General features: G+C 66.6%; 15 protein-coding genes. 7 read left to right on the top strand and 8 right to left on the bottom strand.

Annotated features, from left to right (window positions below):
* Positions 1-26 precede the first annotated feature (26 nt).
* The 4 genes from OG558_RS35880 to OG558_RS35865 all read right to left on the bottom strand — a co-directional run bounded on the left by OG558_RS35880 (position 27) and on the right by OG558_RS35865 (position 5,382).
* Positions 27-1,004, bottom strand: a complete 978-nt coding sequence (locus OG558_RS35880; RefSeq protein ID WP_405066954.1) for a hypothetical protein — start codon at positions 1,002-1,004, stop codon at positions 27-29.
* A gap of 213 nt (positions 1,005-1,217) precedes the next feature.
* Positions 1,218-2,498 (bottom strand): hypothetical protein, encoded by a 1,281-nt coding sequence (locus OG558_RS35875; protein ID WP_405066953.1) that lies wholly within the window; start codon positions 2,496-2,498, stop codon positions 1,218-1,220.
* A complete protein-coding gene (locus OG558_RS35870) occupies positions 2,498-4,234 on the bottom strand; it encodes a hypothetical protein (RefSeq protein WP_405066952.1) in 1,737 nt (578 codons plus the stop codon). Before OG558_RS35870 ends, OG558_RS35875 begins: the two co-directional genes overlap by 1 nt.
* A complete protein-coding gene (locus tag OG558_RS35865; RefSeq protein ID WP_329476681.1) occupies positions 4,231-5,382 on the bottom strand; it encodes a patatin-like phospholipase family protein in 1,152 nt (383 codons plus the stop codon). The genes OG558_RS35870 and OG558_RS35865 overlap by 4 nt, the downstream gene beginning before the upstream one ends.
* A gap of 353 nt (positions 5,383-5,735) precedes the next feature.
* Here OG558_RS35865 and OG558_RS35860 point away from each other — a divergent pair, with 353 nt between their 5' ends.
* From OG558_RS35860 to OG558_RS35850, 3 genes are all read left to right on the top strand, one after another.
* The gene (locus OG558_RS35860; RefSeq protein ID WP_405066951.1) at positions 5,736-8,195 is read left to right on the top strand and encodes an ATP-binding protein; all 2,460 of its coding nucleotides are present in this window, start codon (positions 5,736-5,738) and stop codon (positions 8,193-8,195) included.
* Between the two features lie 102 nt (positions 8,196-8,297).
* The gene (locus OG558_RS35855; RefSeq protein ID WP_405066950.1) at positions 8,298-9,326 is read left to right on the top strand and encodes a Gfo/Idh/MocA family protein; all 1,029 of its coding nucleotides are present in this window, start codon (positions 8,298-8,300) and stop codon (positions 9,324-9,326) included.
* Between the two features lie 148 nt (positions 9,327-9,474).
* Positions 9,475-9,813 carry a hypothetical protein gene (locus tag OG558_RS35850; RefSeq protein WP_405066949.1) on the top strand — a complete coding sequence of 113 codons (339 nt, stop codon included), beginning with the start codon at positions 9,475-9,477 and terminating at the stop codon, positions 9,811-9,813.
* 221 nt (positions 9,814-10,034) lie between these two features.
* On the opposite strand, the gene OG558_RS35845 is transcribed toward OG558_RS35850, so the two are convergent.
* Together OG558_RS35845 and OG558_RS35840 are read right to left on the bottom strand one after the other, a co-directional pair.
* Complete coding sequence (locus OG558_RS35845; RefSeq protein ID WP_329476688.1) at positions 10,035-10,430, bottom strand: nuclear transport factor 2 family protein; 396 nt, start codon at positions 10,428-10,430, stop codon at positions 10,035-10,037.
* A 134-nt stretch (positions 10,431-10,564) separates the two neighbouring features.
* Positions 10,565-10,909 carry a VOC family protein gene (locus OG558_RS35840; protein WP_405066948.1) on the bottom strand — a complete coding sequence of 115 codons (345 nt, stop codon included), beginning with the start codon at positions 10,907-10,909 and terminating at the stop codon, positions 10,565-10,567.
* Positions 10,910-11,226: 317 nt separating this feature from the next.
* Between OG558_RS35840 and OG558_RS35835 the strand changes: the two genes are divergently transcribed.
* The 3 genes from OG558_RS35835 (at position 11,227) to OG558_RS35825 (ending at position 15,294) form a co-directional block, all read left to right on the top strand.
* On the top strand, positions 11,227-11,556 hold the full coding sequence (locus OG558_RS35835) for a cupin domain-containing protein (RefSeq protein WP_329476692.1): 330 nt from the start codon (positions 11,227-11,229) through the stop codon (positions 11,554-11,556).
* A gap of 462 nt (positions 11,557-12,018) precedes the next feature.
* Positions 12,019-14,559, top strand: a complete 2,541-nt coding sequence (gene hrpB / locus OG558_RS35830; RefSeq protein ID WP_405066947.1) for an ATP-dependent helicase HrpB — start codon at positions 12,019-12,021, stop codon at positions 14,557-14,559.
* Between the two features lie 372 nt (positions 14,560-14,931).
* On the top strand, positions 14,932-15,294 hold the full coding sequence (locus tag OG558_RS35825) for a hypothetical protein (protein WP_405066946.1): 363 nt from the start codon (positions 14,932-14,934) through the stop codon (positions 15,292-15,294).
* A 613-nt stretch (positions 15,295-15,907) separates the two neighbouring features.
* On the opposite strand, the gene OG558_RS35820 is transcribed toward OG558_RS35825, so the two are convergent.
* The gene (locus OG558_RS35820; RefSeq protein ID WP_405066945.1) at positions 15,908-16,534 is read right to left on the bottom strand and encodes a GNAT family N-acetyltransferase; all 627 of its coding nucleotides are present in this window, start codon (positions 16,532-16,534) and stop codon (positions 15,908-15,910) included.
* A gap of 493 nt (positions 16,535-17,027) precedes the next feature.
* On the opposite strand from OG558_RS35820, the gene OG558_RS35815 reads away from it, so the two are divergent.
* Complete coding sequence (locus OG558_RS35815) at positions 17,028-18,002, top strand: NYN domain-containing protein (RefSeq protein WP_329476700.1); 975 nt, start codon at positions 17,028-17,030, stop codon at positions 18,000-18,002.
* Between the two features lie 142 nt (positions 18,003-18,144).
* On the opposite strand, the gene OG558_RS35810 is transcribed toward OG558_RS35815, so the two are convergent.
* Complete coding sequence (locus OG558_RS35810) at positions 18,145-18,414, bottom strand: hypothetical protein (RefSeq protein WP_405066944.1); 270 nt, start codon at positions 18,412-18,414, stop codon at positions 18,145-18,147.
* Positions 18,415-18,422: the final 8 nt, after the last annotated feature.

Raw genomic sequence — 18,422 nt, 5'->3', positions numbered from 1 at the left:
GCGCCGAGCCGCTGAGGCGTCGAAGGTCAGGCGGCTGTTTCGCTGACTCCGAGGCGTTGCGCGGCGTCTTCGAGCTCGCCGATGGCCCGGAGACGGAGCTCGCCGGTGCTGTAGTCGGTGACTTGGTGCCACTCGTGGCCGGTCACGTAATAGACGTGTGGGCTGACCGAGCCTGGCCGAGTGCTGAACATGCGGTTAGCGGTTGTGATCAGCAACTGCAGAGCTTTGAGCATCGTCTGATCTCGCAGTACGTGCACGAACAGCATGTCTCGGGCCGGCATTGCGACAAGGCAGCCGAACGGAGGGTTCTCGACCTGCAGCGATTCGCGCAACACAGTGTCGAACACGAGTGCCCGCGACGCTGTGAACATACTGCCAGTGAGCAAGGTGATCTCGGCACCCTCGAAGCGCACGGTCTCGACCTCATCCCGAATGCCGCGTAGGTTCGCCAACCCCATCCGTGTGGCTTCCTCTCGTGGCACGCCGAGGCTGTCGATGTTGAAATGCATGGCCACCCCGCGCCCGACGTACGTGGCCGGCACTGTGAGAACGCCCGGAGCGAACTCGGGCACACCTTTACCCATCTCGGGGTCGATCGTCGCCGCACACACCAGCCGGAGGTAGAGCTCGTTCTCCAGATCGTCCGGGATCGGTGGAGGCTCATTGAGAGAGGTCATCTGGTCGAAATGCGCCGCCACCGCGGAGCGCCACTGCTGACGTGGCAGGTCGGCAACGGTCCGCGCGAGGTTCATGAGACCGGCCGACGGGCCGTCTCCCACCGGAGCGCCGTCGCTTCCAACCGGCACCAACGCCCCCGCGCCGTCGTACCGCATCGTGAATCCGCGCTTCGCGACCGCCTCCTCGGACATCCGCACCAGCCGCTCCGCCTGACTCGCCGTCAGCGGCGTCAACACCTGGTGTGGCTGCAACGTGTCTGTCTCCTTGCGCCGCCGATGGCTTCCATGTCGGCTCTGACGGCTGTCCTTGGCCTTGCCAGCACTCATCGAGCACCTCCTTTACCCAAGAACATAGGGACTTTCGGAGACGTGGAACGGACGACTTTGCAACCTGTGGATAACTGGTCCTCGGCGTACTTACATGGTGGCCAACTCGAACCCCGAGTCCGCTGATATCCAAGCGAGGTCGTTCGTGGGCTGCTGCTACTTGGCAACGGGAACCTCTGCGCTCGGCGGCCATCAACGCGACGCCGACGCCGCTTATACGGGTTTGAATGGGCCGCCGGTGGCGGGCGCGACGACTTCCAGGAACGCGCTGTCTTTCGGGAGATCGTCGGTGGAGAAGAGGGTGGCTACTTCCTTGAGTGCGTTGACCAGAGTTTGGCGGGGGACCATGGTCTGGGCGGAGTGGCCGTGGACGTCGGGTTTGGTGGACATCAGCGCGGTCAGTGGCGGGGCGCCGGCCGGGCGCTTCGTCCACAGGGCGTACAGGCTGCGTGGGGTGGCGTTGCGGCTGCCGTGGTGGCCGACCTTGTAGAGGTCGATCCCGGCGAGTTTGGCGCTCAGGACCTGGTCGTCCGCGAGTTTGTCCAGGGTCGGCTGCCAGTCCTCGATCTGCGCGTCGCCCGGGAACAGCATCGACAGGTTCCCGATCTCGAGCACCAGGATCAAGCTCGTGTTGTTCATCGCGTCGTCGAGGTCCCGCACCAGCCTGGTCAGGGAGTCTGTCTGGTGCTTGGCCAGATGCTCGACGAGCCAGCGCACCTGGCCGGGCGGTACGTCGGCGGGCGGTTGCACCTCCGCCGGTGCGGACGCCGTCAGGGACTGTTGCAGCCGTAGCATCCAGTACTCCGGATTTCGGCTGACCTGCTTCGCAACCCGCTTGTCCTGGTTGACGGTCGGCGGTCCGAGGACCGTGACCTTGAGGCCCGGTACGACGCTCTGCAGGCGCAACGCCGTGCCGGCGTGCAGATATTGACCTCGTCCGTCGGCGGCCAAGGTGTCGAGCGCGGTCACCGCCGCCTGGTTAGGGAGCGCCTGGAGTGCCTCCTCGTGCAGGTCGTGCTTCGCACCGCTACTCTCCGCGGTCGCGGTGGCGACCCCTTCAACCGCCGATTGGGCATTGGCCAGGTGAACTGCGAACCTCCCCGCTGCTGCGGCACCGTCATCCGCTGGTCCGTCGGCGGTTGCAGGCAGCGTCGGATCCTCGGTCCAAGGCCGCAGTACGAGCTTGGGAGCGAGCGTCCGGAAGACCTCCGCGCCGTGCGTGTCGCCGAAACCGAGCAGGTGGTCGCGATGCCGGTGGGTGAGGACGAGGACATCGAGACTGCCGTGGGTGTGCTCGGCGATGAGGTCGGCGATGTCGGCCATGTTCACCGGCCTGTCGTCCGGGCCGCTGGTCGAGCCGCAGTCGAAGAGGATGTGCCGTTCCGCGCGAGTGTTCCCGCCGGCGCCGTCGTACTCGATCGTGACCAGGAAGCAGTCGCCGAAGCCGACCTGGTACATCCGGACCCGGACTCTGGCCGGAACCAAGGTGGCCATCACCACACCTCCCCGGTGTCGGAGCCGGCCGAGTGCAGCTCGGCGAAGATCTGGCCCGCCGCTCCGCCGAAGGAGAACCCCAGCCTGCCTGCGCGGTCGTAGAAGCCGGCGTCGTGGAGGTACCGAGCCCGCTCGACCTGACGTTGCCAGTCGTCCAACCGCTTGACGATGTGGAGCTTCGCCCGCCCGAACTGGTCGAAGACCAGGGTGCCTCCGCCGAAGATCTGCAGCGTCGTGGTGGGGTCGAGATCCGCGGGCAACGGTATCCCTGCGCGTTTCTCGAGCTCGCCTGCCGTGAGCTGGAGCATCTGAACGTAGTTGGCGACGGACTCGCGAACCACGAGGCCGTCCGGGCCGACGCGTTCGGTCGCGAGCACGGCCTCGACATGGGTGTGGTAGTCGGTGTCGATGCCGAGCAGCGAGGCGTTCTCCCACATGAAGCGGAACACCTCGTCGCCCGCGGTCCGGAGCGCGGTGAAGTTCATGGTCGCGTAGTGGGCCGGGAAGGCGCCGGACACCAGGTCGCGGTTGGTGTCGGGCGGGCGCCCGATGCCGAAGCGGGCGAACTGCTCGACCAGGCCCTTGCGGTACCCGAGGGAGTCTTCCGGCAGGACCTCTTCGTCGGCGCGGATCACGGCATCGAGCAGGTCATCGAACTCGAACTCGACCGGTGGCAGGTAATCCAGGCCCCGAATGAGCATGGTCAGCAGATGTCCTGCGGCCTTGGCGCCTTCCTCTGCCGCCCGAGCCCGGTCGACGGTGGGCTTGGCTCGGCCGCTGCGCTTGGATTTGAGGGCTGTCAGGCGGCGGGTCCAGAGATCGAGCAGGACTTCGAGTACGGCGGCGACCAGAATCTCCCCGCGGCGATGGGGTTCCTGGTACGCCGGAAGGCTGCTCCAATCGGGCGGCGGCTGCTCGAGGGCCGACCTTCGCAGCGCGCCGCGTCCTTGGGTCAGCACATCGCCGAGCTGTTCCGCGACGCCGGTCAGCACACTGGTGCGGAGGACGTTCTCGTCGGTCATGTCAGAACTGAGGCGGCTGGTGGTGGATCCCAGATCGAGGCAGACCTCGACGACCTCCTGGAGCGAGAACACCGACAGCAAGGCGACGATGTCCGCGAAGCCTTCGTGGAAGCCCGCCTGATCCGGCAGGCCCGGTTCGAGGAAGTGGTGCCGCAGACCATCGAGTACCGCGTGGGTCGTCTCGTGCGCGACGACATCGTGCGACAGGCACGTATAGATGGTGGAGTCGTCGCCACCTGGCACATAGCCGAACAGCAGGGCCCGATCGTCGAACGAGTAGTAGGCGTTCGCTTCACTGAAGGCGTGCGGCACGAGGTACAGCTGATGTCCGGCGAACCCCCAGGGCAGGCGGCGTCCGAGGGCGGACTCGAAGGTGGCGAGCGTGCGGGCGGCGACGGCGTACACCTGCTGGGCATGGAACGCGAAGTCGGTGGTCAGTGTCTTGTCGTCGGCCTTGGCGAACAGGTCGCTGTCCGGCGGCAGATTCGCGGCCGGCACGAGCGTCCCGGTCGAGGCGTCATAGTCCACTACGTAGAACCTCGGAGTCCGCGGTCCTGGTTCGAGTCGAGCGGCCGGCACCTTGGCACGCGCGGTGAGGATGTGCTTGTCGGGACCGCTCCGCACCGACGGATCCTGAGCGATGATCGTCAGGTCGGTCACGTTGCGCGCCGCGCGTACCGCTGGACCTTCGACGTACGCCTCGGCGTCGGTCACGCTACGCCGCCGGCATACGGATAGGCGGCCGGGGGAGCCGCGGCAGTGTCGAGATGTGATCGCAGTCCGGCGTCGCCGACGGCGTACCCCCAGTTGATCAGCCGTTCCTGGTCGCTGTCCGGGATCTCCTTGAGCCGCGTCTTGATCTCGGCGATCCCGGTGGTGACGGCGAAAGGTGCCTGGAGCAACTTTTCCGCCGGGTACCGGGTGATGTCGCTGCGGATACCGACGTACGCGCCGTCGCGGCGGCCCTGGACGAAAGACTCGATCACCTGCCGCTTACGCAGCGACCTGATCTGATGATCGAGTAACTGGGTGACTCGCAGCATGTGCTGGGCCCAGTCCGCGGCCGGATCCGCTTGGGGCGAGAGGCTGCCTCCGGCGTCGGAGACGAAGACGGTGCGGCAGCGCTTCCACGCGGTCTCGAGCCCCAGGTTGTCGTAGACGCCGCCGTCGGTCAGCGCGAACTCGTCGCGGTACTCGGCTCCGGTGAGATCGTTGCCCTTGTCATCGATCCAGGTCGCCTTGCCGAGATCCAGACGGTACGGCGACAGGAACGGCGGGAAGGCGGACGACGCGGCAACGGCTGCGGACAATCGCAGTTCGGGATGCTCGACCCGGCCGACCCGCCAGTCCGCGATCCGGTCCCGGCTGAACCGGACGAGGTTGCCGGAGCCGGTGTTCGTCGAGTTGAAAACGAACGTCGGGGTGACCGGAAGATCGGCGAGCATCGTGTCGCCCAGCAAGTGTTGGCGTAACTCCGCCTCGAACTGCTCGCCGATCGTGGTGAACGGCGAGAGGAGGCCGGAGATCACGCTCGGCTTGTCGATCGTGCGCGACGCCAGCGAACGGATCGGCGCCACGACCAGGTCGGCGAACGCCTGGTGCGGATCGGCCGCTTGGTGGAATTCCGGCCAGACCTTGGCCAGCATACCGGCGGTCATGCTGCCGCCCGAGACACTGGAGATCCGGTTGACCTGGTGCAGCCAGCGAGTCTCGGCCAGCCGCCAGAGCACGCCGGTATGGAACAACATGGCGCGATACCCGCCACCGGACAGACACACTGCCACGCCGTCCACGGGCGCCTCGTCCGGATCTGCCGGCAACTGCCTGACAGGATCAGCCAGTTCGGCAATGGCTTCGGTCATGTCGATCTCCCCCCGACATCGCCGATCCCCAGCGGCCCGTCGGCAAACGTTCGTCGCACCTCACGACGAATCCCCTTCCATTCAGTGAGGCACGCCCACCACGGGGTGTCAATCCACGAACCACCGTGGTCATCCGCATCCGCGGAAGGCGGCAGCGGGTCACCGGCTGCGGGTGTTCGTGATCGATGAGTTCGCGGCCGCCGGCGTCGCCGCAGGCAAGGTCGTCCGGTCGCGGCTACCTGTTCGTCCGGCGATCGTGTCGGTTGAGACGTACGTTCCCGACAACCCGCCGCATATCACTGCCCCCCAGGTTCTGGCCTAGGTCGTCGGTGGATCGGGGCTATGGTTGCTGAGTGGGGCTCGATGGGCGGTCGTCGAGTGGGGAGCAGCGGTTTGGCGTGGTGTTGCGCCGTTACCGCGCTTTGGCGGGCATGTCGCAGGAGGTGCTCGCACAGGAGGCCGGCCTCAGTCGCCGTGGTATCGCGGACCTCGAGCGGGGCGCCCGCAACTCTCCCTACCCTGATACCGCTCGGCGGCTGGCCGATGCGCTGAAACTCAGCTCGGCTGACCGCGAAGAGTTCATGGCGGCGTGCCATCGCACTGCGAAAGGCGCCGCAGCGCGGTACCGCCTACCCATCGAGCCGTCACCGATCGTCGGGCGGCAAGGTGAGCTGGCCGACCTGGCAGGTCTCGCCGGCACCTCGCGACTCCTCACACTCACGGGACCGGCTGGGGTCGGAAAGACCCGGCTCGCCCTCGAACTGGCAGGAGAGTCGGAGGCCATGTACCGCGACGGCGCCGTACTGGTCGACCTGGCACCCGTAGCCGATGGCGCGCTCGTGTCGGCCACCGTTGCGGCAACACTCGGCGTGATCCCGGCACCCGGACAGCCTGCCGCGGAACGGGTACGTGAGCATCTGCATTCGATGCAGATCTTGCTCGTGCTGGACAACTGCGAACACCTGGTGACGGCGTGTGCGGAGTGGGTCGACGGAGTGCTGCGCGATGCTGCGGATCTACGAATTCTGGCCACTAGTCGCGAGCCGATGAGGATCCACGGCGAGACGGTGTGGGTCGTGCCGCGGTTGACCACCGCCGACGCGGTCACGCTCCTGAGCCGGCGGGCGCATGCGGCCGGCGCACCAGCATTCACCCGAGGTGAAGCCGACGTTGTCAACCAAGTCTGCGGCCGATTGGAGGGCCTACCCCTGGCGATCGAGCTCGCAGCCGCGCACATACCGGCTCTCGGCGTGGCCCAGGTCGCCGACCTCCTCGCCGATCGGCTGGACTTCTTGGTGGGAGGTGGTCGAGTCACTCCACCGAGGCACCGCACGCTCCGCGCGGCTCTGGACTGGAGCTTCACGCTGCTCGACACGACCGAGCAGCGGGTCATGACGCAGCTGGCCAGCTTCAACGGCGGTTGGAACCTGGACGCAGCGCGAGACGTTTGCGCGGATGGCGACATCTCGCGAGCCGCTGTGGTCAAGGCTCTCGAGGGACTGGTCGAGAAGTCCGTTGTCGCCGTCGAAGACGGAGGCGGAGAGCGACGTTATCGCTTCCTCGAGATCATTCGTGAGTACGCCGCGGAGCGCCTCGCCGGCGCCGCTGACGCAGAAACCACTCGCGACCGTCACGCACGGTACTTCTTGACGGTCGCCGAGGCCGGCGCGGCCACTCGCCTCGGTATCCGCTATCCCCGCGATGTTGCCAGGCTGCGCGTCGAGAACGCCAACCTCCGCGCGGCCCTGCGGTGGCTGCTCGAAGGGGAGCGGCTCGATGCGGGTCTCGAGTTGTGCCAGGCGCTCAGCGGCTTCTGGTTGTCGCAAGGCTTCCTTCTCGAGGGTGAGGAGTGGTTCGAGCGGTTCCTCGATCGCACTGGTGGGAGGTCGTCGCCGGCTGTAGCTGCCGGCCTGTATTCGTGGGGACGGCTCGCTGAGTACGCCGGTGATCTCGACCGGGCTCTCGAACTGATCGAGACCAGCCGATCCATGAGCAGCACCCTCGATGACCCGACGGTGTGGTCCCGTGCCTGCTGCGGGCTGGGCGACCTCGTGCTGCATCACGGCAAGTACGCCGAGGCGCTTGAGTTGTACGAGTCTGCGGCGGAGACAGCCGACAGTGCCGGGAGCGTGCCCGAAAAGGCGCAGGCGCTGTTGGGTCTGGCGCGGGTGACGGGTCTGATGGGCGATCCGCAGCAGTCGATGTCGTGGCTCGAGCAGGCATTGACGCTTGAGCGACAGCTGGGCGATCGATGGGGCGTCGCCTATGTGCTGAACGAGATGGGACTGCAAGCCCGCAGGGCCGGTCGGCTCGACCAGGCGCTGACACTGCTCGAGGAGTGTCACGTGCTGTGGCGTCAGACCGGTACGCGCATGGGCGAGCGTTCTGCTGTCATGAATCTGGCGCTGGTCATGCTGGAGCTAGGACTGGTCCAGCGTGCTGCAGAGCTTGCTCGGAACAGCCTTGAGCTGAGTCTCGAGATCGGCGACACCGGCTCGACGGCCTCGGTTCGCTGCATCGAGATCGCGGCACAGGCCCTCGGCGGGCTCGGCGAGATGGCAATCGCGGTCCGCGTGATCGCAGCGGCGACCGAGCGGCGATCCCAGCTCGGTGCTCCACGGCCGTCGATGGAGGAAACCGAGATCCTCCAACTACTGGGAGGTTCTCGCGAGCGGCTGGGTGGGTCCGAATTCGAGGCGGCGTGGTCCTGCGGACTCGACCTAGCCATCCGCGACGCTGTCGATCTGGCAGCTGAAGAGCTCACACGGCGCCTCGAGATGAGGACGTCGGTCGCCGACCCGGACTCTTCGTAGCTCGCTGATCGGAACGTGGAACTGCGAACCAAGTGCGTACATCGTGCACATCGATCCACAGCCGCCCCGGCAACTACCGTGTTGGCAACGAAGGAGGCTCTCATGACCATCGAGCCCTTGAGAACGGCGGTTGTCGGATGTGGTGGACACGGCACGGCTTTGGCCCGAGCCGTCGTACGGTCGGACCAGCTGCAACTCGTTGCGTGCGCCGATCCTGACGAGGTCGCCAGGCGGACCGTCGCGGTACTGGCTGACGGCGTCAGTTCTCACAAGTCAGTTGTCGAGCTTCTGGGTGCCGCAGACGTCGACGCCGTGTTGATCGCGACGACGCACGAGGCACTCGCCCCCACAGCGTTGGCCGCGATCCGGGCCGGCAAACATGTGATGATCGAGAAACCGATGGCTCTGAACGAGGAAGAGGCCAAGGAGGTTGAATTCGCCGCGGCCAGCGCCGACGTGACTTGCATGGTCGGGTACTCGTTCCGCTACGGGATGGCGAGGTATGTGTCGCAGTTGCTGGCGCAGGGAGCCGTGGGCGACCCCCGGGTGATCACTGGTGCTATCGGGACCCCTGCGATGGACGACGGTTGGGTCGCTCAAGCCAGCTCCGGCGGCGGCCCGATGCTCTACGTCGGCTGTCATCTGATTGATCTCGCCCTGTGGGTCATGGGCGAGGAGCCAAGCGAGGTCACGGCCCGTGTGCACTATGCAGCCGACACTGAAGTCGACGAGACATCGGCCGCCACGCTGGGATTCAGCGACCGTCGTCTCGCGCAGCTCGTCGTGACTCAGAAGGCCTCCGGGTTCTTCTACGAATTTCGCATTATTGGCAGCTCGGGTTTCATCGGGCTCCGCGGGCGGAACTTCGTACAGTTCGAGATCGAGGTTCAGAGCGACGTTCTCGAGGCGTACCGGGAACCGACGATCATCCGGCCGTCGATGCGAGGCGACAACGTCACGATGATGCTGGTGCCTGAGCTGGCGGAGTTCGCGTCGGCGATCGTCGATCAACGACCGGCAGCCATCACGGCGACGGACGGACGCAGAGCACTTCGCGTCATCGACGCTGTCGGTCAGAGCGCACGTAGCCTGCGCCCTGTGGCCTTGGCGCCAACGCTGACCGCCTACTGACTGCCGGCCGGAAGCGGAGGAACAAACCCGCCCCGGTCGGAGGGGCCGACCTCGCACGCCCGATTGCGATCCGATCATCTCTGGATTCTCGTCGTACCTGGTCCGCCAAGTGTGCGAGCCCGCCGACGCGAGGAGCGGAGCATCGACCATGTCTAAGTCAGAAAGCACCAGAAGGTGGCGAATGGTCGGCGTCGCCGCGGGCGGGGCAGCCTGTGCGGCTCTTCTCTCGATCACGCTGCCGGTGAACGCCAACGTGAAGCCTCATGACCCGCCGGTCGCGTCCAGGGGTGCGGCTTGTTCGGGCTGCAACCAGCCGTACAACTACTCCAACTACGATCCGTACTACGAGGTCCAGCCCCTCGAGCGCGAAGAACGACCGGATACAACCTGGGTCGCGCTCGGTGCTATTTCCGCCGCCGGCGCCACACTCGGCATCACCCTTGGCGTGCGTCGACGACGCGACCCACTCGTCATCAGCGAGAAGTGACCGTGATCCTCTTGGTCCCGGTCGGCGATCCGTCCTTGACGTTCGACATCCGTCACCTGCGGGCGCGGTGAGTGTCGTAGGCGTCACCGACCGATCCCATCGACGGGCTGAGACCATGCAGGTGCAGGGTGTCGCGGCCTGGAGAGCTAAGCCGGTTGATGCCCGATGTCGTAGTCGCCGCCTCATTCACCGAGTTGCCGAGCGGTCGTTGCCCGCAGCGTTCAGGGGCGGCGGACGTAGTACTCGGTGAACTCACGGCAACGTCCTGCGCCATCGAAGCGCATGATGAAGCAGTTCTCGTAGGTGCGGACGATGGGTCCGTCGGGCACTTCGCGGTACCGCGAAGTGCCGGTGGCCACCACGGTGTCATCGTCGACCGCGACCGGAGAGTACTTGGCCTCGTAGGTGCCGGGCGCGTCGCGGGTGGAGGCGCCGCCCGACGCGCTCTGTCCGAGCCAGGATGCGACGACCGCGTCCCGACCGGCGATCGGCTCGTCATACGGGTGGTAGCGGTACGCGACGTTCTCGCTGAACAGCCTTGATATGTCGCTCGGATCGTAGGACATCCACGCCTCGACGTACTGGTCCAGCCAGTCCTGAGCGGTCTGCTTGTCCATTGGCCAACCTTAGTCCGCTCATCTCTCTACGAAGAACGCAAATGCAGGCAGCCAGATCTGTCGCGATCCGGGATCGCGCAGGATCCACGGTGCTCCTCGGCAGCCCGCGGCGGATGCGCCATCCGGCTGGGGGGTCAGGTGGTCTCGAGGAGGCCGAGTTGGTTTCCATCGGGGTCGGTGCACGTGACAAGTCGCTGGCGGCCGCTCGCCACTACCAGAGGATCGGCGGTGGCGATGTCCGTCGCGGTCAGCCGGCCCACTCGCTCGTCCAGGTCGTCGACGAGGAAGTTGACCGTCGTACGGCCGGCCTTGCCTGGATCGTGGAAGACCTGAACGATGCCGGCGTCGATCAGATGCCATTCGGCCAAGGAGTCCATCGGTCGCTGATCGGCTGGACGCCCGAAGAACGACGCGTACCAGTCGCATGCTGTATCGAATTGCCCGACCGGTATCACCGCCAGTACTGCGTTGATCGCCATCGGTGTCGCCTTTCTCACCTGGCTGAATGACTCGTCGCGATCGTCTGTACCCAGAACTTGCGAACTGACCCCGTCGGGGTCGGCGACACGCTGACGCCGAGCCCGCTGGGTCGACGTTCGCGTTATCGACCGGGTGTCGCACATCGGCGTGCGCTGCTGTCCCGACGGCCAGGACGGCCTGCCGCGGATCGTCGCCGAGCTTGCCGGGACCCCGATGCTCGAGACCGGCCGCTATGGCAGATCGTGATGGTGCGCGATGCCGGGCTCACCCGGCTCATGCCGGGCTCACCCGGCTCTCGCCGTGCGATCATCGACGGATGGATGTCTCGTCGATCGACGATTTGGCTGCCGAGCGGCTTGCCAAGGCAGCGTCGGCCGAGAGTGGGCGCAGCTCGGTCACGGTCTACAGCAGGCCCGGTGCCCGTCTGCGGCAGACGCTCACGGCGCTTGCCGCAGGTCGGGTGATGGGTGAGCACAAGAGTCCCGGGGATGCCTCGCTGCTGTGCCTGCGTGGCCGTGTCCGGGTCCGTGCGGGTGACGCGGAGGTCGAGCTCGGTCCGGGTGATCTGGTCGCGGTGCCGCCGCAGCGCCACGACGTCGAAGCGTTGGAGTCGTCCGTCCTGCTGCTCACGGTCGCACTGCACTGATTCCTTTCGCGCCGAGCCCGTGTCCGGATCGTGCGATTGCTGACGGCAACTGATTCCATGTGCGAGCGGCCCGCCGGCCGCAAACACAACAGGCGGCACGAACCGCGCCGCCGGCCACAACTGAACCATCTGTTTCAGTATCTGTGGAGGAACACGCACCTTAACCACACGCCTGGAGCTCGGGCCTGCGGCGTGACGTGGCGATCTCCTGCTGACTGATGGCCGCGCGTAGTCGTCCACTTGGGGCGCTCCTTGGACGCGCCGGGCACTTTCCGATGTTCACCGCCAAGGAGCTAGACCGGCTGAGGACCGCACGCCCTGCCTAACCATCGATCCGCGCTCATGAATTGGGGCCTGGTGTGCCGACTTCGAGGCAATGTTCGACTCCGAGTCGGCGGCTTGGTTAAATCCGCTTGCGGGTAGGTGCGGGATTCTGCCGTATTGGTCGGTTAGCGTCGGGGCGTGTTGCTGCCTGAGTCGTCGGTGCCGGGGGCGGATCTGCCTGTCCGGGCGGTTTTGCCTGCCACGGTCGATGCGGTGCGTTCGCGCGGTACTGCGGTGTTGGTTGCGCCGCCCGGATCGGGGAAGACCTCGCTGTTGCCGCTTGCGCTGGGCGACGCGCTCGGGGGCACGATCATCGTCGCCGAGCCGCGAAGGATGGCAACCCGCGCGGCGGCGGCCCGGCTGGCGATGCTGGTCGGCGAACCGCTCGGGCAGCGGATCGGCTACGCGATGCGCGGTGAACGCAGCGGCGGCAAAGGACTCCGTATCGAGGTGGTGACGACAGGGCTCCTCGTACGGCGTCTGCAGCAGAACCCGGAGCTGCCGGGTGTCGCCGCGATTGTGATCGACGAGTGCCACGAGCGACACCTCGATGCCGATCTGCTGCTCGCGTTCTGCGTCGACATCCGGGCGAATCTTCGGGAAGACCTGGCGATCGTTGCGACCTCGGCCACCGCGGACACGAACAGGCTGGGTCGCGCATTGGGCACCGACATTCCGGCCCCAGTGATCACCGCGTCCGCGGCGCTGTTCGACGTGGCGATCGAATGGGCCTCACCACCGGTCCCCGTGCCGCTGCTTCCCGGTGGGCGGGTCGACCCGCGACTGCTGGATCACATCGCGGCCGTCGTTCGGCGTGCACTGACGGAGAACGACGGCGACATCCTCGTGTTCGTCCCGGGGGAGGCCGAGATCAACGGTGTGACTCGCCGGTTGGCCGGTCTGAATGTTCTGCCGTTGTTCGGTCGCCAGTCCAGGGCTGAACAGGACCGCGCGTTGAGGCCGGCCGCCACTCGTCGGATCGTGGTCACGACGTCGGTTGCGGAGAGTTCGCTGACAGTGCCTGGAGTCAGGGTTGTGGTCGACTCGGGTCTTGCCCGGGAGCCGCGGACCGATCAATCGCGTGGCCTAGGTGCGTTGGTCACCTGCCGGGTTTCGAGATCGTCGGCCGACCAGCGAGCGGGTCGCGCCGGGCGGGAGGCGCCTGGCCGGGTCTATCGGTGCTGGTCTGCCACCGACCACTCGCATCTCGACGATCATCCGGCGCCGGAGATCGCGATCGCCGATCTGGCAGGCTTCGCCCTCGACCTGGCGGCGTGGGGTGCGCCTGCTGGTGCCGGTCTGACGTTGCTGGAGGCGCCGCCGGTGGTGGCGATGACCGCGGCCGCCGAATTGCTGCGCCGCCTCGATGCCGTTGACGACGGTGGCCGGATCACCGAGCGGGGACGGCGGATGGCGGCGATCGGGGCGCATCCTCGGTTGGCTCGTGCGTTGCTGGATGGGACGCCGCGGGTCGGCGCTGACCGGGCGCGCGAGGTCGTCGCGATGCTCTCGGACGACTCCGGCCGTGACTTCGGCGATGATCTACCGGCCCGCTGGCGAGCCCTCCGCCGTGGCGAGGACCGCGGAGCCACGGCCCGCTGGCGAGAAGAAACGAAGCGCCTCGGCCGAGGCACGACGACCGGCGACCCGTTGGGTGGTGATGGAGTGCGGCCGGCGGTTCGTGGAGGGACGCGCGTACTACCGGATGATCTTGCGGTGGGGGTTGTGGTGGGGCTGGCGTATCCGGATCGGATTGCGCGGGTCCGGGGGGCCGACCTCGCGACGTACCAGATGTCTGGTGGTACGGGTGCTGCGCTGGATCCGCAGTCGCCGTTGCGGACGACGACCTGGCTGGCGATCGCGGCTGCTGACCGGGCTCCGGGTCGCGCCGACGCCAGGATCCGGTCCGCGGCGCCGATCGATGAGCAGACCGCGCGAGACATCGCGGGCGACCTCGTCTCGACCACCGACCAGATCCGCTGGGACGACGGCCGGATCGTGACGCGGCGTGTTGAGGCACTCGGCGCGATCGTGCTCAACGACGTCCCGCTGGCAAAGCCCGACCGGCTGCTGGTCCAAGCGGCCGTCCGCGACGGTATCCGGCACAGCGGTCTGTCCGTACTGCGCTGGTCGGAGGCCGCACTCGCCTTGCGGGAGCGGCTTGCGTTCTGCCATGCCCACCTCGGATCCCCGTGGCCCGCGGTCGACGACGAGGCACTCCTGGCCGATCTTGACCGATGGCTGGGTAGCGAGCTCGCCTCGGTGCGAGGCGCGCGCGATCTTGCCCGCATCGACGTGGCTTCGGCGCTCAGGCGACTACTGCCATGGCCCGCGGCAGCCCGGTTCGGCGAACTCGCACCGGAACGGCTCCGGGTCCCATCGGGCTCCGAGGTGCGACTCGCGTACCACGGTGTCGAGCCACCGATCCTCGCCGTGAAGCTGCAGGAGGTATTCGGCTGGACTGCCACTCCAGCCGTCGCGGACGGTCGTGTCCCTGTCGTTCTGCATCTACTGTCGCCCGCACGGCGCCCGGTCGCGATCACGAGCGATCTCGCCTCTTTCTGGAAGCAGGGCTATCCCCAGGTCCGAGCCGATCTGCGAGCCCGCTACCCCCGCCATCCGTGGCCGGAAGATCCGCTCACCGCCATCCCGACCAAGCGACCAAAGCCTCGCCGGTGAACCGAGCTGGGGTCGCCTCTTGACAGGCGCACGCGACGGAGGAGGGTGCGGGGGAATGAAAAGGCTCCGGGAGCCGGTGTACTCGCGAAGCCTTGTGAATAGCTCTGGTGTCCGAGGCCGGACACGCAACTTAACCACACGCTTGGAGCTTCGGGAGATCCCGGAAGTGGAACACCGTAGCCGGTGATTCTAGCCGAGGTCGATCGAGAAACCGTATCCGACGACAGCGAGCTGCTCGACCACGCCATCATCCGCAACTGAGCAGAGTCCCTGCAGTCGTAGCGGCCCTTTGACGGGCCGTGTCCGCGGCCCGTCAAAGGTCGGAGCACTGCACGTTCTTTGCGGGGTGATCTGGGCGGACCACGGCGTCGCGTGACCGGCGGCAACATCGAGCCCGGCAAAGGCCGACTGGACTTCGCGTTCGACGCGCTGTCGGCGGAGTTGGGTCGGCGGCTCGAGGCTCGAATCAACGAGGAGATCGCGGCCGCCCGGGTGATCGTGGTGGATTTCGTCGGGCGCGAGATGGCCGACGCGTACCCCGCACTGATCCGGGTCGCCGCTCACCTGATCCCGCGCGAGATCGACCCGCTCCGGGTGATCGACATCGTCGGCCTCGACAAACAGGCCGACGGTGGCACCCACGTCCTCAGCGCCGCCGAGATGGGCTCAGTCGCCGTCACCGGAACCGAGTCCAGGGGCAAGGCGAACAAGCGCATCCGCATCGAGGTGCGGTGACCACCCGCTCGAACCAGCCGCAGCGACACGGAGGCTCCGATGGTGCCGAAGACCTGGACCACCACCGTCGCCCTGACCGCGACGCGGCATTGACCCTGGCGTCGGGCTGACAGCGCCCGTTGCCAGGGCACCGAGGCACAGAAGTACCCGCAGTCGCTCGGCTTCGGCAGCGAGCGACCGCCGGTGAATGCCGAGAGCCAGGACTACAAGGTCGACCAGTACGGCGTGGACAAGGCTGCCAGCCTGAGTAGGACTGGCCTGTCGGCCAGTGGATGCTTCGGGTGAGCTCGAAGGCGGTCTGGACTTGGTCGTGACGGCGTCGGACAGCGTGGACGAGATGAACGCCAACGTTCCGATCGACTCGCCGGAGCGAAGGGGCTTGGGTGGCAGGTTCTCCTCCACACCGATCGGCCCGTATGTGGCTCCACAATGAGTCGCGGGTTCCCGTAGTACCTCAGTTGCCCAGTAGCCAGCTTGCGAGCCCGCCTTCCGCTCCTTCGACGACCAGAGGGATTCTGGCAGGCCGAGCGCGTCGGCCGACAGGGACACAGCCACAGGATGCGTCTCCTCCTCGGTCCCCGGCAGCGTCTGGGTCTTCAGGTGCCCGTTCGAGTCATAGGTTGTCCAGGTCCGTATGGCGCCCGAGGTAGGTCACCGGCCCGTGGTCCGGGACTGAGATCTCGTGGAAGCCCAGTCGGTCGTAGAAGGCGCGGGCTGCGGTGTTGGTCGTGGCCATGCCGAGGTGCACGGCGGACACCTGCTTGCGGTGTAGCGCGTCGAGGAAGGCGTACATCAGCGTGCGGCCGTGACCTTGGCGCTGGTACTGCGGCAGTAGATCGATGTGCAGGTGTGCCGGGTATGGCGCGAGCTCGGGCACGAGCATGCGTTCGGGATTGTGCATCAGTCCGATCATGATCTCAGTGGGCGTCACTGGCGGGGTGCTCGGCGCCGGGTATCGCTGCTGGATCGTGGGCAGCCACGATGCGCGGTACTCCTTGACGAACCTGGCCGTGTCTGCGGTGCCGAGGATGTAGCCGACAGCGCGGTCACCGTTGTCCAGCACGAACGTGAGATCAGGTTCCAGATAGGGGTAGGGGCCGGCGAAGATGCTCGGCATGAGTTCCGGGTCTGGGTAGATGTGCCGAGAGTCGCGGCCCCCGTCGGCCGTCCGGACACAGATGTCGTACAGCGCGGCGTGGTCGTCGGGGTGATAGCGCCTGACATCGAGTGTTGGGCTCATGCGATACATCGTCTCGCATCGCCGGTGGCGGCGTCGAAGATTGCCTCGCCCACGCCTGCTTCCAGAAGCCGAAGTCGCTACTCACGCCACGCTCCTGCGCAATTTGGGCGGGTTCACCGGTTCGACCGAACACAGTCCGGACGTATCCCCCGGGTCGCCACCGGCTGAAGCTTAGCGTCCGTCACCGTCGCAGTGGGATGCCCGTCACAAAATCTGGAGGTTCCTGCAACCGTTGCCATCAGCAACATCCCGCCGCCACGGCAGACCAGGCCGCGAACAGAAAGAGGCGACACGCGGATCCGTGTCACCTCTCCTATCAAACAGCTGTTTCGGTGTCTGAGGAGGGACACGCACACTAACCACACGTCTCACCATGAGTTCCTGAGCACGGAGCTCGGCGCAAAGTGCCAAGTTCGCTGACCATGAGGCGCCGGAAGATGCCTCGCGCTTGGGCAGAATGGCGTCGGAGCACATCCCATCGAGAAGGGGAATCATGGCCGAACCCGGCGTGACCCGTGTCGCCGTCTACATCGACTTCGACAATATTGTGATCTCGCGCTACGACCAGGTGCATGGTCGTAGCCAGTTCCAGCGTGACAAGGTGCGGGCGTTCGACCGGGCGGAGATGTCGGCCGAGCCCGACATCGCAGACAAGCTCAGGCGCGCCACGGTCGACATCGGCGCAGTCATCGACTTCGCCTCGTCGTTCGGCACGCTCGTCCTCACGCGCGCCTACGCGGACTGGTCAGAACCGGTCAACGCCGACTACCGCGGGCAACTGGTCAGTCGCGCAGTGGACCTGGTGCAACTGTTTCCCGCCGCGGCCTACGCCAAGAACGGTGCTGACATCAGACTGGCCGTAGACGCGGTGGAAGACATGTTCCGCCTCCCGGACCTGACCCATGTGGTGATCGTGGCCGGAGACTCCGATTACATCGCGTTGGCCCAACGCTGTCGGCGCCTTGGCCGTTACGTCGTGGGCGTGGGGGTGGCCGGATCGACCAGCAGATCGCTCGCCGCAGCCTGCGACGAGCTCGTGACGTACGACGCGTTGCCCGGTGTCACACCCATCGACACCTCCCAGTCGGCGACCGAACAGCCGGCAACCCCCAAGGCTGAACCCGACGGGCCCGCCGGAACCGTCTCCCAACCCGGCTCGCGACGGACCAGGCGCCCGGGCGCTACCGTGCGAAACGAGGCCGATCCCGACTCCGAAGATCCCCAGCGGCTGGCGACGAGCCTCCTCGAGCGGGCGCTGCGCCTGGGACAAGAGAAAGACGACGCAGACTGGCTGCACAGTTCCGCGGTGAAGAGTCAGATGAAGCGCATGGACCCGTCGTTCAGCGAGAGGGCGCTCGGCTACCGATCGTTCTCGGACTTCGTGAGGTCACGAGAAGCCGTCGCCGAACTCGACGAGACAACCTCCGCTCAGCTCGTACGGCTCAATCCGACGCTGGCCGCACGGTAGCGGATGACTCAGACCGCACCCGACGATCCAGGCAAGCGACGCCTCGCCTCAACACGAAGGCGGCCACACCCACGCTCGCTACCCCTGCGATCGAACAACGGTGCCACCCGTACGCGGAGCGGAGAGCTGAGCGTCGAGAGCACTACGCCCACGACATCGAGTGCGTGGCCAGGGCTGATTCCGGCCTCGCTGCGGGCAGCGCATCCTCCCACACACGCTTGAATGACATCCGACGGCCAGCGCCGAAGCTTCGACTACGCTCTAGGTTCTCGGTGTGCTGGTAGTGGTCCGCCTCCTCGATGAGGGGCAGCCTCATCGCATCGACGTACAACCGTCGGCTCACCCTCGGATCCGGGGTGATCACAGCGACGCTCGAGATGAACTGGACCTGCATCACGCCACCTTTCTTCATCCTGGCAT

It is taken from the genome of Kribbella sp. NBC_01510 (genome assembly GCF_045040325.1).
GTDB lineage: Bacteria > Actinomycetota > Actinomycetes > Propionibacteriales > Kribbellaceae > Kribbella.
The sequence above is the reverse complement of the archived record's forward strand: the minus strand, read 5'-3'. Positions and strand labels throughout refer to the sequence as shown.